Below are 14,193 nucleotides of genomic sequence, written 5' to 3'. Positions count from 1 at the left end.
CTGTCACGCGGCCCGCTGATCTATTGCGTCGAGGCATCAGACAATGACAGCCAGCCGCATCGCCTGACGCTGCCGCGGACGGCCACCATCGAAGCGCAGCACCGGCCGGAACTTCTCGGCGGCGTGGTGACGCTGTCGACCGCGGCACTTGCCGATGTCTCCGACGGCTGGCAGGACGGGCTCTACAGGCCCGAGCCGCCGGCCACCGCCGAGACGCGACTGACCGCCATTCCCTATTTCGCCTGGGACAACCGCGAGCCCGGCGAGATGCTGGTATGGCTCAGGGACGGCTGAACGAGGTCGGTGTATCGGCGATGACCGATCCAAGCTCAGCCGCGGTCGATGCCGCGGTTTCGGGCTTTTGGTCCATATAGCGCAGACGCAGGCGCAGGAATGGCGCCTCGACGCAGGTATAGCTGAGATAGCCGATCGGGATCGTCGCCACGAAGCACAATGCGGACCAGAGGCATGCGACGTAGAAATTGCTGATGCTCATGACATTCGTGTCTATGAACGCTGCCAATTGCATGACGAAGAACAGGTGCAGAAGATAGATCGAATAGCTGTAGGCCCCAGCCTTCTCCAGTACCCTGAACGGCGGGCTTGTTCGCTTTCTCGAAAAGCTCGTGTCGTAGTAGGCGATGCCGAATGAATAGGCTGCCGCCTCCAGGGTCGGCAGGATGATCCATATCCAATGAGGCGACGGATAGCGGCCCAGTTGGTAAAATCCGCCGGCTGCATCGAACCACCAGAAGAACCCCGAAAAAGCCATGAGAACGGCCAGCGCCAGCCAGTGTTGGTTCTTCGCGTGGGCACGCAGGTGAAAGGCAAGAATGCCGGCCAGGAACTGATCCGCATGGCCTATGATGGTTGCGGACGCCGCCGACTGCACTTCGCCGATCTGCACATACAGGACGGACCTCAGCACAATGGCTGCCGCGATGAACAGCAAGGGCGCGAACACAAACCGCCTGGATACCATCAGCAAGAACGGCAGCAACAGGTAGAAGTGCGCTTCGATCGTTATCGACCAGCCGCCATTCGGGAGGGTGGGAAAAAGAAACCCCAATCCGACGCCCGTGAAATACCCGTCGAGGGACTGGCCGGCCACGTACCTGCGGCAGGCCTCGATGCATAGCACGACCAGGAGAAGCGGAAGCAGCCTGAGGGCCCTGTTGGCAAAGAAGGGCAGATAGTTGATCTGCTTTCCATCGAGCAGCTTGGCGAACAGGTAGCCGGAAAGCGCCATGAACAGGGAAACGCCAGTATGCCCTTCATCCAGAACGCTGAAGATAGGAAGAGCCGGCACGAAATCATAAGGCACGGGGCCTTCAGGAGAAGCATGAAGGAAATGCCAGGTAAAGACAAGAAAGGCCGCCAGGCCACGAACATGATCCAGCGCTGGGTAGTGCTCTCCGGTCGAGGATTTCATGATTGGTCCACGCGCACCGTGTCCTGCGCCGGTGTTCAGGTCATCGTTGGCCCAGAACTGTTTTCAATTCATTAAACCTTCACTGCGGAGACTTACGAAATCAGAGATTTGCTTCGCAAGGTGCTGTGGCCTGCAAGCATCCGGAGCCAAACACGACTGAAGCGTGCCGCGTCTGAGCGGATCACTTCTGGGCGGATCACTTCTGGGCGACGGTCAGCCCGATCTCTTCCGCCACCAGTTCCTGCAGCCGCCACAGATTGCGGTCGCGGATGCCGCAGGCTTCGAGGTGGCGGATCGTCTCGAATAGATATTGCGCGCCCGAGCCCCAATGACCGACGGCTGTCACCAGCGTCGCCGCGATCGCCTGCTTGTCGAGCTTGCCGGCATAACGCGGATTGGCGGGATCGACGACGAAACCAATCGCGCGACATGGGCCGCCTTCGGTCCTGACCTGCAGCCAGCGCGGCACGTTGACGGCGGGCAGGATGGTCATTTCGCGGCGCAGCAGCGCTTCGAGGTTGGCCGCCACCGGTTCCGCGATCTCGAACACCATGCCCTGGCACTGGCCGCCGCGATCGAGCGCCATCATCAAGCCGGGCTGCTCGACCGTGCCGCGAAAACGCTGCACCGTGAAGCAGAACGAACGATGCCAGCCGCTGGCCACCGCGCGTTCTCCGCCCCTCACCTCGCCGGCGGGCTTCCACAGCAGCGAGCCATAGGCAAATAGTTTCAGCGGCCCGGCCGGAGCGCCGGCCAGCACCTCGTCGCGGATACGCGCATAGTCGGCATCGGTCATGTGAACCATGCCCGGCGTCGGCCCGGCATCCTCGACAGCACGCATAGTGCGCGCGACCAACGCCTCGGTCAGCGCCATCGGCGTGTTGCGCGGCACGGACTTGCGCGGCGATATGGCAGAAATCGGCTGGTTCATTTCATACCCTCTACCGTCGCCGTCATGTTGCCGAAGGCAGAGGGATTCTCAAGGGTCCATGTGACCGGCGCAAAATTCAACGGCCGATGCCGGGCGGGTGACCCTCCCGCCCGGCATCCAATCATTCTAGTGCTTGGTGCTCTTGCCGCCGATGGGGATGCGCCTCATCTTGTTCTGTGCCTTCTCGGATTTCGGCAAGGTGACGAACAGCACGCCGTTGCGGAAATCGGCAGCGACCTTGTCTTCTTCGACTTCGAAGCCGATCGGAATGCGACGTTCGAAGCGGCCGTAGAATCGCTCGGAGAACTGACGTTCCTTGTCGTCGGTTTCGGCGTGTTTTTCACCGCGCAACGTCAGGACGCCGTCATCGAGCAACACCTCGATGTCCTTTTCCTCCATGCCGGGTATCTCGGCGGTCACGCGGATTTCCTTGTCCGTTTCCGAGATTTCCACGCTAGGCCAGCCACCGCCCGCTGAAGAGAGCCTGCCCAAGGATGGAAGACGTGAACCGAAACCGCGGAACATGTCGTCAACAAGGCGGTTCATCTCGCGATGCAGGCTCATGAATGGGTCCTGATCGCGGTCGCCTGAGAGGGTCTGAACCTGGTTTGGATCGCGACCCCATGGCATCAGATCACGAATGGTCATTGCATTTGCTCCTTTCTTGATCCTGTCTATCGTTCGTTTGCATGCTCTGGTTGCCATGCTCGGACGATGCGCGTCTGCGCCATTGGCGCTCCGGTCCCGTTGGAAACGCCTGGATCAGTGGCGGGGGCTCGCGCACCTGAGCCTGCCCGAAGGCCACCGCCCCTGACCCGCGCGGCGCCCGTGAAGCCGGCGCCTCGTCGGCACTGGTGCGGAGGATTTTGGACTCCGTCGCGGGTGGGTCAAGACCTCGTAATGTAATGTGATTGGTGCATGCAGGTGCCTGCGTCACCGGTGCTGTCCACATCAGTCGTGCCCTTCGATCGGCACTTCGCGAAACAGTGGTCAACCGCCAGCTTGGTGTCTGCTGGACCGGAGCCGCCTCGGCCTCAACGCGCGGCTGGTCGGCTGGATCGGCGGTCTCGAGGACAGGGAACAATGCCGCTGGCAGGCCGTTCTGTTCCTTGCCGGAGGATGCCATGAACGACGCGTCGGCAAAGCCCGCTGGCCCCGTCCTTTCATCGGCGGAGCGCGTCAACACGCTGTCGCATTTTCACCGCGCCGAGATCGCTCGCATGGCGGGATGGCGCGACCGGCTGGACAGGACAACCAACTGGGCAATCACGGTGGTGGCGGCGCTGCTTTCGGTATCGCTGTCGACGGCCAGTGCGCATCACGGCGTGCTGCTTTTCGCCATGCTGCTGATCCTGCTGCTGCTATGGATCGAGGCGCGCCGCTATCGGTTCTTCGATTTCTATCGGGCGCGCGTACGCCAGTTCGAGCGCCACTATTTCGCGCAGATCTTTTCCCCACAGCCCGACTTTGCCTCGGACTGGCTGCTCATCGTCGGGGAAGGCCTACGCGCGCCGAAGTTCCTGCTGTCGCAGCGCGTCGCGCTGGCCCGTCGGCTGCGGCGAAATTACATCTACCTGTTCCTGATCCTCTTGCTGGCCTGGGTGCTCAAGATATCCACCCCCAGCCTTCAAACCGTGGGCGTCAGGACCGGCTTTGCCGGTTCGCTTCGCGAAGCCGTAGACAGCGCCGCCCTTGGCCCCGTTCCCGGTGTGGCGATCGTGGTTGTCGTGGCCGCATTCTATGTCGGGTTGCTTGCCATCGTCTTTTTCACGGCCGATAACGACGGCGAACTGTCCTTTGGCGACGTGCATGTTTGACGTTGATGCCCGGCAACACGCCGCTGCAACGCAAACGGCGGCCCGCGCGCTGAGATGGTCGGTCCGCCGAGACGTTTGAGGGAACGGAACTTCGCGCCTAGATGCCGAAGAACTGCTTGCCAACCATGTAACCCAGTGCCGCCACGACCAGCGGAAACAGCGCCGGCGCGGCTTTGCCCAGAAGGGAGACCTGCGGGTCCTTCGCCGGCGTATGACGTGCATTGCCGAGATTCTTGGTCATTGCTTGCCTCAGGTTCGAAAGACTCATTAGCAAATGCTGATTAACAGCATGACCGCATTAACGGCTTGATAGGAAATCAACTCTGATCAGATGCAAATTCTAATGATCGGCACATGGACGGCAAAGACGCGCTGCCCTATTTGGCGGCGTTCGAAGCATCGACGGGGACGCGCGGCCGTTCGCGGCAATCGACAAAAACACGCCCGAACAACAAGATGGCTCAGGAACTCGATTTAGCAGGTGAGCGCCAGCTCCGAAGCCGGTGCAGTTCATCCGCCGTCTCGCCCGAGCTTCGTGTTGATAGCTCGGGGTCGAACGCATGTCCGCGGCGTAGGCAGGCCGCCTCCCGTCAAAAAATTCGCAAACCAATGTCGGACTGGCTAGGCTTCGTCCGTCCTTGGGGTATCGAACAGGCATTCATGAAAGGATCCAGCAATGCCCGGCACCGTACGTTTGCACCGCGTTCTGACGACCAGCCCTGAAAAGGTCTATCGCGCCTTCGTTGAAGCGGACGCGCTGGCCAAGTGGCTTCCGCCAAACGGCTTCACCTGCACGGTCCATAATTTCGAGGCAAAGGTCGGAGGCACGTTCAAGATGTCGTTCCGCAATTTCACCACCGGCGACAGCCACGCCTTCGGCGGCGAATACCTTGAACTCGTTCCGGGCGAGCGCCTGCTCTACACCGACAGGTTCGACGATCCCAACCTGCCCGGCGAGATACGGGTGACCGTGGTCTTGAAAAAAGTGTCGGTCGGCACTGAAATCGACATTACCCAGGCCGGCATTCCGGACGTCATTCCGGTCGAGGCCTGCTATCTCGGCTGGCAGGAATCGCTCAGAAATCTGGCAAAGCTCGTCGAGCCCGAGATCAATCAATAGGCTGCGGATGGCCGGGAGAACGGCCGTTTCTGGCCTGCCGAAGCCTGAAACTTGGACTGTGGCGGGAACTGCCCTTTGTCGCTAGCAATTCATCATTGCGGCACCCCTGTGCCTGGACGTGTCGATGAAGAATGCAGCGGAGGTTGAAAAAGCATGACTCTGACCAACCGAGACATCGTCGAGTTGACGGCGTGGCGGCGCCAGCTGCACCAGTATCCGGAAATCTCGAATGAAGAGGAGAAGACGGCAAAGGAGGTCGTCGCCTTCCTCGCCGATACGGGGCCGGACAAGGTGCTGACACAGCTCGGCGGGCACGGCGTCGCGGTCACATATGACAGCGGCAAAGCAGGGCCGACGGTGCTGTTCCGTTCGGAACTCGATGCCTTGCCTATCGAAGAACTTTCAGGCGTGCCGCATGCGTCGCGCGTGCCGGGCAAGTCGCATATGTGCGGCCATGACGGACACACCGCCATCCTGGCATCCCTCGGCCGGCAGTTGGGGCGCGAGCGGCCTGCAAGCGGCCGCGTCGTGCTGATGTTCCAGCCGGCGGAGGAAACCGGCAATGGCGCAGCCGGCGTCGTTGCCGATCCCCGCTTCGGCGAGATCGCGCCGGATTTCGCTTTCTCGCTGCACAACCTGCCTGGCGTGCCGTTCGGCGAGGTGCGGCTCAAGCCCGGCGTGGTCAACTGTGCGTCACGCGGCATGCGCATCGTGCTGGAGGGCAAGACCGCCCATTCATCCATGCCGGAGACCGGCACCTCGCCGATGCTGGCGATCAGTGAGCTGATGCCGGCGCTGCCGGCGCTCGGGCGCGGAACCTTCGCCGACGACGACTTCTCCATGCTGACCGTCACCCATGCCGCGATGGGCGAGGCCGTGTTCGGCATCGCGCCGGCTCATGCGCAGGTCTGGGCAACGCTGCGCACCCGGCGTGACGAGCGCATGGCGAACCTTTGTGCTGCTGCCGAAGCACTGGTCGCCAGGATCGCCGGCGAGCATCGCCTTACCGCCCGCTGGGACTATCACGAGATCTTCGTCGCCAGCGTCAACGCGCCGGACGCGGTGGAGCATCTGCGGCGCGCGCTCGATGAAGAGGGCGTATCGCACGGCGAAGAGGCCCTGCCGATGCGCGCCTCGGAAGATTTCGGCCTGTTCGGCCATAGTGCCAAGTCGGCGATGTTCTTCCTCGGTGCGGGCGAGCGGCACCCCGCCTTGCACAATCCCGACTATGACTTTCCCGACGACCTGATCCCGATCGGGTCGAGGATCTTCATGCGCACGGCACGCAATCTCCTGGGTTGACCTCCGCCAACTCCAACGCCGAAAGGAACATGCAATGCCAAAGATACCGAAGAACACGATTTGCCTTTGGTTCGACAAGGACGCCGAGGCTGCGGCGCGCTTCTACGCAGAGACCTTTCCCGACACCAGCGTGGGCGCCGTTCACCGTGCGCCGAGCGATTTTCCGTCCGGCAAGAAAGGCGACGTGTTGACGGTCGAATTTACCGTCGCCGGCATTCCCTGCATCGGATTGAACGGCGGCTCCACATTCAAGCAGAACGAGGCCTTCTCGTTCCAGATCGCCACCGACGATCAGCAGGAAACCGACCGCTACTGGAATGCCATCGTCGGCAATGGCGGCCAGGAGAGCGTGTGCGGCTGGTGCAAGGACAAATGGGGCGTGTCTTGGCAAATCACGCCGCGCACGCTGACCGAGGCCATGGCGGCCGGCGGCGAGGAAGCCAAACGCGCCTTTGATGCGATGATGGAGATGACAAAGATCGACGTCGCGGCGATCGACGCAGCCCGGCGCGGCTGACCTCGATCGGGGCTGAGTTGCTATCTGACCTTGATGACGACCTTGCCCTTGGCGCGTCCTGTTTCGACATAGGCCAGCGCCTCATTGGTCGCCTCGAAGGGAAATATCCGGTCGACGACCGGGCGGATCGCGCCGGATTCGATGAGCGATGCGATCTTGCTCAGCTGCTCGCCCTGCGCCCACATGAAAAGGAACGAGAACGTCACGCCACGGCGCTTGGCTTTCGCTCGAATACCGCGGCTCAGCAGGCGAAGCACCAGCCTCAGCACCACGTTCAGTCCCTTTTCCCTGGCAAATTCCGGATCCGGTGGGCCGGAGATGGAGATGAGCTTGCCACCCGGTTTCAGCACATTCAGTGATTTTTCAAGTGTCTTGGCGTCCTGGCTGTTCAAGACGACGTCGTAGCCCGAAAGGACTTTCTCGAAATCGTCTTTCCTGTAGTCGACGACGATATCGGCGCCGAGCCCCTTGACCAGACCGGCACTCGCCGCGCTGGCGGTGGTCGCAATGGTCGCGCCGAGATGCTTTGCCAGTTGGATGGCGAATGTCCCCACGCCGCCGGAACCGGCTTGAATGAAGACCTTCTGTCCCTTCTTCAGCTTGGCCCTTTCGACGAGCGCCTGCCAGGCGGTCAGGCCGACCAGCGGGATCGAGGCCGCCTCCTCCATGCTGAGGTTCCCGGGTTTCAGGGCCACGTCGGCTTCATCCATGGCTATGAACTCGGCGAACGTCCCGATCCGGCCATCGCGCGGCCGCGCATAGACGTCGTCGCCCAGGTCGAATTTGCGGACTTTCGATCCCACGCGCACAACCCTCCCGGCCACGTCGTGACCCAGGATGAAGGGCCAGCGATAGGGCAGGATCAGCTTGAACTCTCCGGTTTTGACCTTGGAATCGAGCAGGTTCACCGCCGCGGCGTGGACCTCGACCAGGACATCGCTGTCCCCGAGTTTCGGCTCCGGCATTTCGGCTAGCCGCAGAGTGCCGTTCTTGCTGTACTTGTCGACGACGAATGCCTTCATGGCAGTGACTTTCTGAGAGTGATTTTGGTGTGTCGCATGTGCGTGAAATCCTCTGCTCGCTGTGTTCAAACGGGCAGGCGGAATTGTTTCCGCAGGCTCTTGTCGAATATCCCCGCGGGAGCAAAGCGACGCAGCAGGCTGACCTGGCGCGCAGCCTTGCCGGCGGTGTAGCGCCGTTGCGGACGGGCATCGGTCGCTGCCTTGACGACCACTTGCGCCACCATTTCCGGCCGGTCGGCGACAGGCATCACGTCGCGAAGCAGCGCTTCCAGCGTAGCGCGGGCCTGATCGTATTCCTGCAACGGCGAATCCGGCTGGATCCCGTTCTGGTCGAAGACAGTACGAACGAATGCCGGCTCGATGACCGAAACGCGGATGTTGAAGGCGCGAACCTCGTGGTCGAGCGATTCCGAATAGCCCTCGAGCGCGTGCTTGACCGCCGAATAATGCGCTGAATACGGCGCGGGCACCAGTCCCAGCACAGAGCCGATATTGATGATGCGCCCCTCGCCACGCTGCCGCATCGACGGCAGCACCGCATTGGTCATGCGGATGACGCCGAACAGATTGACGTCGAACAGAGCCTGCACCTGGGCAATCGAGAATTCCTCGGCGCCTCCAAGCTGGCCGACCCCGGCATTGTTGACCAAGAGGTCGATCCGGCCGGTCTGCGAGAGCACCGTCGAAACGAGTGCGGCAACGGCCTCACTGTCGGTCACGTCGCAGATCAGCATGATCACCCCGTCCGGATCGTTGCCGGCCTTGCGCCGGCTGGTTCCGAAGACGGTGAACCCGGCCCGCGCAAGGGCTTCGGCACTGGCGCGGCCGATGCCCGAAGAGGCTCCGGTCACAACAGCGGTTTTTCCGGCATTCGTTTTCATTTCGTGCTCCAAACTCATGGGGGCTAGCTTTTTTGCATCTGTTAAATTACAGTCGTAATATCAGATTATGATCATAATGCAATAGCAGAAAGGAATAGCAGCCATGCGCTACGAAAAGGGCAGGAAGGACGCCTCGCGCGGCCGGATCCTGGAGGTCGCCGCGGAACGCTTTCGGAAAAACGGCATAGCGGCGTCCGGACTGGCAACCATCATGGGCGACGCCGGGCTGACGAACGGGGCTTTCTATCCCCACTTTCAATCAAAGGCGGCGCTTGTCCGTGAAACGGTCGCTGCAGCTCTCGAGGATCAATCCGACGAGATACGGCAAGCATTGGCCTCCGGCGGCTTGGCAATGGCCATAGACACATATCTGTCTGCGGCGCATCGGGATAATCCCGGGAAGGGCTGCGCCTCTGCCGCCTTGCTGGCGGAAATCGCCCGCGAGCCACCCGAAACGCGTCAGCTTTATACCGAGCGTTTGCTGACCCAGGTGCGCCAGGTGTCGGTAGAGCTGCCGCCGCAAACTCCTGATCCGGAGGGCGTTGCGTTCGCTATCTTTGCGACCCTCATTGGCACGCTTCAACTGGCCCGTGCCGTGGAGGGAACGGAATTGTCGGATCGTATCCTTGCGGCAGGGAAAGCTGCGGCGCGCGCGCTGATCGAGCAGAGTTAGGGGATGTCACGCGTGGGCACGTCAAAGACATCCTCAGGCGGTGCGACGCCCAGCCCCGCATCGGCCCCTTGGGCAGGAACAGCACCGCCCGTATGATGGTCAGATGCGCGCCCGCTCTTCAGTGCCCGGTGCCGCGACCGAAGGACCTGGCGTCCTTGGCCAGCACCAGCTCGGCATCGTCGGTAACATAGCTGACATAGCGATAGTCGCGGATGAAGCTGATCTGACCTTCTCGCCACTCCAGCCACATGAAATGATGCGGTTTCTGGTCGGCATGGCTTTCGAACACAGCGATCACCTCGCGGCCGTCGAGCCAGGCCGGCGTCAGCCACACGCGGTCGCTTTTGGCGTAGATCGTGAAGAACATGCCGACATCCGCCGCACCCGAGCGCGTCGCATGCAGGGACTGATGAAGCCTGACGTCGTCGGCAAGCAGGGCGCGCAAGCCGTCCCAATCCCGCTGGTTGAACAGGGTCGCATAACGGACCACGGCGGCCGACGCGATACGCGCATCGGGAGCCGAACTGGCCTGCGCACTGACTTCCCTAAGCCGGGCGCGGCCGCGCGCCAAGTGCCCTTTCACCGCATCGACGGTGATGCCGAGCAAAGCAGCGATCTCGGCCAGCGGCTCGTCGAGCACATCTCTGAGGATGACGACGCTGCGCTGGAGCAGCGGAAGCTCCGCGAAGCGCGACACTGCGGTCTGTATAGCTTGCCTGCGCATCAGCATCTCCACCGGGTCGGCTTTGGTGTCGTCGGCAATTTCAAGCGCCGCCTCGATAGGCTCCGCCGCGCGGATCGCGCGGCTGCGCAGCAGGTCAAGCGCACGGTTGTGGGCGACGCGGAACAGCCAGGGCCTGAGCTGCGGCACCTCGCCCAGCTCATTCAGCGCAACGAAGGCTCGCGCAAACGTGTCCTGCACGACATCCTCCCCGTCGATGACCGAGCCCATCAGGCGCGCGCAATAGCGGTGCAGCTCTGGCCGCATCGCGGCGGCAAGGGCAAGCAGCCCTTCCCGTCGGTCGCGGTCCACGGCAGGATCTCGTTCGCTCAAGCCGCAGCCCCCTCCATCACGGTTACGCCCGCGTCGCCATTGAGGCCGAAGACGATCCCCTCGGCATATTGCGGGTCTTCCAGCACGGAAACCACCCTGTCGCCGAAGGTTCGGGGCGGCATCGGCGCACCGAAGCGGGTGACGAATTGTTCGGGCGTGATGCCCATGGATCCGGAATAGGCGCCGGCCGCCGCATCGCCTGTTCCGGTGCCGAGGATCATCTGCCGCGGCACGATCGCCTGAAAGCGGATGCCGAGCTTCTTCTCCAGCGAAACGCCGTTGGCGTACTTCGCCATGAACCACAGCATGCGCTTGGCGCCGCCATAGCCGCCCGACAACTGCGACCCGGTGACGGCGGCACCGCTCGATCCCACCAGAACACGGCTGCCCGGCTTGAGCGGCAGGTTGAGCGCCGCCTGCAGCCAGTATAGCCCGGCCTTGACGTCGGTTTCCCAGGCGATTGAAAAATCTTCCCAGCTCAGTTGGTCCAACCGGCCCATCCGGGGCGTGGCACCAGCATTCAGGACCACGACGTCAGGACGAACCTCGCTAAGAATGCGATAGGCCGCGCCCTCCTCCGCAACGTCGGCGCGGATAGTGGCGACCCCAAGCCGCGCACCGACCGCATCCAGCGCCTCGACGCCACGGGCAACGACGGTCACACTGGCGCCCTGTTCGACCAGCGCCTCGACCAATCCGAGGCCAAGCCCACGGCTGCCACCGGTGACCACGATTTCTTTATTCCTGAGGCTCATCGACCCTGCTCCTTAGCTTCACTGTAGCTAAGACGTTTGAGGGTCGGAAAAAGAGCCAAGGTTTGGCGAGGCGCGCTGTCGCGGCGACGATCCGCGACATGCCGGCAATACTGGCGATCGGGCGGAAAGCTGCCTGTCCGCTTTCGGCCTAAAATGCGATGCCCGATATTGGACGCAGTAAGGTTAGAGGCTGCCGGCGATGAAAGCGCTGCCGGTCCATGCTGCAGCATCCCAGCCGGATATGTTCAGAAGTCGAGAGCGACCATCATGCCGCGGACTTCGGCCATTTCCAGCAGCAGGTCTTGGAGTCTTTCGTCCAGTGCGGCACCGGTCAGCGCCAGAAGCTCGGTGACGCTCTCTCTCATCGATATGACGGCGGCGCCTGTCTTCTCGGCGAGCAGCCGTCCGATGGCAGCTCGGATCAGGTCGTCCTGATCAGACATTGCTTCACCTCCCAACGCACTGCAACCTCCCCTTGCTTTCCATGCCTCACCGCCGCTTTCGACAACAGGGCGTGATTTCCCATACCGTATGATTTTTGATGCGACATCGGGCAGCTTTGCTCATGCCAGCAGATCGTCTCGATGAGCCCGCCAGTCGTTCAACACCGACAATGAGGGCAGGAGCGAAAAATGGCCGGGCTGGACCGTTTCAACCGCTGCAAGCAGTGCCAGAGGCACTTCGTGCCGATAAAGCCCAATGCACACGCCCCCTTTGGCCGTTGCCGGCAATTCCGTGACGGTGTCGAAAATCGAAAACGTACCCGTTGGCTCTTCCACGATTTCGAAACGCCCCACCCCAAACCTCCCTCTGCACAAAAGTAGCGACCAACGCGGACATCCCCCTAGTGGTTCCCTAGGCTGGCAGTTTTTTTCGCGCCTTGGTTGTAGCGCATGCCGGCAGGACAGTCATGCCCGCAGGGCGCGCAGTCAAAAATCGCTACGCACATTTTAAATCTTGACGCGTGTCAATTTTTTATAAAACATGCGCAAACGCCGGCATGGCATCGGCCGGCGCTCTGGGAGGAGCAATGCCTGACATCGAAAAGCGCCCGAACCGGGGCGGCAGTCCGCACATCCCCAAGCTGGCAGCAGTCCGTTGGCGGATCGTCGCGCCAGGGGCCGGGGTCGCTTGCGCGCCGTCGGACATTGCAGTCGCCGGACGGCGACATCGATGCAGCCCATAAAACAATCAGGAGGAGGAAAAACCATGCGCATGTTCAATTGCCTGAAACTCGGCACGAGCCTGCTTGGCGCCGGCATGCTTGCAACCATCGTCTCGGCACCCGCCCACGCCGAGGATGCGGCGAAAGTCGCCGCCATCGTCAAAGGCCTCGACAATCCATTCTTCCAGACCATGCAGAAGGGCATCGAGGAGCAGGCCAAGGCCAACGGCGTCAGTGTCAGCGTCCAGGCCGCCGCCAACATGGGTGACGCCACCGGCCAGGCCGACCGCCTGACCGCCATGGCCATGCAGGATTTCGATTGCTACCTGGTCAACCCGATCAGCGTCTCCAACCTCGTCCAGGCGCTGGTGCCGGTCGCCCAAAAGAAGAAGCCGATCGTCAACATCGACTCGACCATCGACCCCGAGCAGGCCAAGGCCGCCGGCTTTGCCGTCTCGACCTATATCGGCACCGACAACGTCGCCGCAGGCGTGCTGGCCGGCGAAGAGATGCTGAAGCTGGTGCCTAAGGGTTCCAAGGTCGCGCTGGTCGCCGGCATCGTCGGCGATGTCGGCTCCAACGCCCGCATCAAGGGCTTCAGGCAGGCCGTCGAAGGCAAGCTCGAAATCGTGGTGATGGTCAGCGCTGACTGGGATCGCGAAAAGGCGTTGACCGCCGCCACCGATATCCTCGCCGCCCATCCGGACCTCGCCGGCTTCTTCGCCGCCAACGACATCATGGCCCTTGGCGTCGAGCGCGCCGTGCGGACGTCGGGCAAGGACGTCAAGGTGATCGGCCTAGACGGCATTGTCGATGCGCTGAAGTCGATCGCATCAGGCGAACTCACCGCCACCGTCGCCCAATACCCCTATGTCGTCGGCGCCATGGGCGTCGAAGCCTGTGCGGTCGCGGCCAAGGGCAAGGAACTGCCGGCCAACGTGCCGGCACCTGTGCTGTTGATCAACAAGGACAATGCCGAAGCGTCGCTAAAGAATTTTCCGCGTCCCGGCGGCGACTATCCCGATCCCTTCCGCGAGATGCTGAAGTGAGCACACCTGCAGACAACGCGCCCGCCGCCCATTCGGCGGGTGCGGAGGAGAGCCGTCCCTCCCTGGCGGCTCTCCTCCTCGATCCCTCCTTCTGGGCCGACTGGGCATCCGTCGTCGGCCTGGTCGGCCTCGTCATCGTCTTCGGCATCGCCCAGCCGGTCTTTCTCAGCGTCGCCAATCTGCAGGCGCTGCTGCTGGCGGCTGCGATCCTGGTCGTGCTGTCGATCGGCCAGACCTTCGTCATCGCCACCTCGGGCATCGATCTGTCGTTGGCGGCAGCCGTCATGCTCGGCGCCATCATCCTCGGCCTCGTCAATGCCGCCGGCTACGGCATCTTCATCGCCTGCGTGCTCGCGGTTCTCGCCACCAGCGCGGTGGGCTTCCTCAACGGGCTGATCATCACGGCAGGCAAAATCCCCGATTTCGTGGTGACGCTCGGCACGCTGTCGGGCATCACTGGCCTTGGCCTCATCCT

General features: G+C 62.3%; 16 protein-coding genes and 2 pseudogenes. 8 read left to right on the top strand and 10 right to left on the bottom strand.

Going from position 1 to position 14,193, the window contains the following annotated elements; translation table 11 throughout:
• A pseudogene (locus EN879_RS07455) lies at positions 1 to 294 on the top strand (glycoside hydrolase family 127 protein); the annotation flags it as partial.
• On the opposite strand, the gene EN879_RS07450 reads toward EN879_RS07455, so the two are convergent.
• The 3 genes from EN879_RS07450 to EN879_RS07440 form a co-directional block, all read right to left on the bottom strand.
• Positions 281 to 1,432, bottom strand: coding sequence for an acyltransferase (locus tag EN879_RS07450; protein WP_063168671.1), 1,152 nt, complete (start codon positions 1,430 to 1,432; stop codon positions 281 to 283). The pseudogene EN879_RS07455 and the gene EN879_RS07450 overlap by 14 nt on opposite strands.
• A gap of 196 nt (positions 1,433 to 1,628) precedes the next feature.
• Positions 1,629 to 2,363 carry a gamma-glutamylcyclotransferase gene (locus tag EN879_RS07445; protein WP_013530521.1) on the bottom strand — a complete coding sequence of 245 codons (735 nt, stop codon included), beginning with the start codon at positions 2,361 to 2,363 and terminating at the stop codon, positions 1,629 to 1,631.
• Positions 2,364 to 2,489: 126 nt separating this feature from the next.
• A complete protein-coding gene (locus EN879_RS07440; protein WP_013530520.1) occupies positions 2,490 to 3,011 on the bottom strand; it encodes an Hsp20/alpha crystallin family protein in 522 nt (173 codons plus the stop codon).
• 476 nt (positions 3,012 to 3,487) lie between these two features.
• Between EN879_RS07440 and EN879_RS07435 the strand changes: the two genes are divergently transcribed.
• Entirely contained in the window at positions 3,488 to 4,180 is a 693-nt protein-coding gene (locus EN879_RS07435) for a DUF2270 domain-containing protein (protein WP_063168672.1), read from the top strand.
• Positions 4,181 to 4,277: 97 nt separating this feature from the next.
• On the opposite strand, the gene EN879_RS07430 is transcribed toward EN879_RS07435, so the two are convergent.
• Positions 4,278 to 4,421, bottom strand: a complete 144-nt coding sequence (locus EN879_RS07430; RefSeq protein ID WP_013530518.1) for a hypothetical protein — start codon at positions 4,419 to 4,421, stop codon at positions 4,278 to 4,280.
• A gap of 435 nt (positions 4,422 to 4,856) precedes the next feature.
• Between EN879_RS07430 and EN879_RS07425 the strand changes: the two genes are divergently transcribed.
• The 3 genes from EN879_RS07425 to EN879_RS07415 all read left to right on the top strand — a co-directional run bounded on the left by EN879_RS07425 (position 4,857) and on the right by EN879_RS07415 (position 7,119).
• Positions 4,857 to 5,300: an SRPBCC family protein gene (locus tag EN879_RS07425; RefSeq protein WP_013530517.1), complete on the top strand. Its 444-nt coding sequence runs from the start codon at positions 4,857 to 4,859 to the stop codon at positions 5,298 to 5,300.
• A 153-nt stretch (positions 5,301 to 5,453) separates the two neighbouring features.
• Positions 5,454 to 6,602: an amidohydrolase gene (locus EN879_RS07420; protein WP_013530516.1), complete on the top strand. Its 1,149-nt coding sequence runs from the start codon at positions 5,454 to 5,456 to the stop codon at positions 6,600 to 6,602.
• 43 nt (positions 6,603 to 6,645) lie between these two features.
• The gene (locus EN879_RS07415; RefSeq protein WP_027160885.1) at positions 6,646 to 7,119 is read left to right on the top strand and encodes a VOC family protein; all 474 of its coding nucleotides are present in this window, start codon (positions 6,646 to 6,648) and stop codon (positions 7,117 to 7,119) included.
• Between the two features lie 20 nt (positions 7,120 to 7,139).
• Here the strand turns inward: EN879_RS07415 and EN879_RS07410 are convergent, their stop codons facing one another.
• Both EN879_RS07410 and EN879_RS07405 read right to left on the bottom strand, forming a co-directional pair.
• A complete protein-coding gene (locus EN879_RS07410) occupies positions 7,140 to 8,141 on the bottom strand; it encodes an NADP-dependent oxidoreductase (RefSeq protein WP_063168673.1) in 1,002 nt (333 codons plus the stop codon).
• 65 nt (positions 8,142 to 8,206) lie between these two features.
• Positions 8,207 to 9,022, bottom strand: a complete 816-nt coding sequence (locus EN879_RS07405; RefSeq protein ID WP_063168674.1) for an oxidoreductase — start codon at positions 9,020 to 9,022, stop codon at positions 8,207 to 8,209.
• A 103-nt stretch (positions 9,023 to 9,125) separates the two neighbouring features.
• Here EN879_RS07405 and EN879_RS07400 point away from each other — a divergent pair, with 103 nt between their 5' ends.
• Positions 9,126 to 9,695, top strand: coding sequence for a TetR/AcrR family transcriptional regulator (locus tag EN879_RS07400; RefSeq protein ID WP_063168675.1), 570 nt, complete (start codon positions 9,126 to 9,128; stop codon positions 9,693 to 9,695).
• A 118-nt stretch (positions 9,696 to 9,813) separates the two neighbouring features.
• Here EN879_RS07400 and EN879_RS07395 read toward each other — a convergent pair whose 3' ends face one another.
• The 4 genes from EN879_RS07395 to EN879_RS07380 form a co-directional block, all read right to left on the bottom strand.
• Entirely contained in the window at positions 9,814 to 10,683 is an 870-nt protein-coding gene (locus EN879_RS07395; protein ID WP_164747167.1) for a sigma-70 family RNA polymerase sigma factor, read from the bottom strand.
• Positions 10,684 to 10,745: 62 nt separating this feature from the next.
• On the bottom strand, positions 10,746 to 11,504 hold the full coding sequence (locus EN879_RS07390) for an SDR family oxidoreductase (protein WP_063168676.1): 759 nt from the start codon (positions 11,502 to 11,504) through the stop codon (positions 10,746 to 10,748).
• A 245-nt stretch (positions 11,505 to 11,749) separates the two neighbouring features.
• Positions 11,750 to 11,947 (bottom strand): hypothetical protein, encoded by a 198-nt coding sequence (locus tag EN879_RS07385; RefSeq protein ID WP_013530509.1) that lies wholly within the window; start codon positions 11,945 to 11,947, stop codon positions 11,750 to 11,752.
• A 120-nt stretch (positions 11,948 to 12,067) separates the two neighbouring features.
• Complete coding sequence (locus EN879_RS07380) at positions 12,068 to 12,301, bottom strand: hypothetical protein (protein WP_013530508.1); 234 nt, start codon at positions 12,299 to 12,301, stop codon at positions 12,068 to 12,070.
• A 412-nt stretch (positions 12,302 to 12,713) separates the two neighbouring features.
• Here EN879_RS07380 and EN879_RS07375 point away from each other — a divergent pair, with 412 nt between their 5' ends.
• Entirely contained in the window at positions 12,714 to 13,718 is a 1,005-nt protein-coding gene (locus EN879_RS07375) for a substrate-binding domain-containing protein (protein ID WP_063168677.1), read from the top strand.
• A pseudogene (locus EN879_RS07370) lies at positions 13,715 to 14,193 on the top strand (ABC transporter permease); the annotation flags it as partial. The gene EN879_RS07375 and the pseudogene EN879_RS07370, both read left to right, overlap by 4 nt.

The sequence above is a fragment of the Mesorhizobium sp. M7A.F.Ca.AU.002.02.1.1 genome, from assembly GCF_003998535.1.
Lineage (GTDB): Bacteria > Pseudomonadota > Alphaproteobacteria > Rhizobiales > Rhizobiaceae > Mesorhizobium > Mesorhizobium ciceri.
This window is presented reverse-complemented; position numbering and strand designations above follow the sequence as displayed.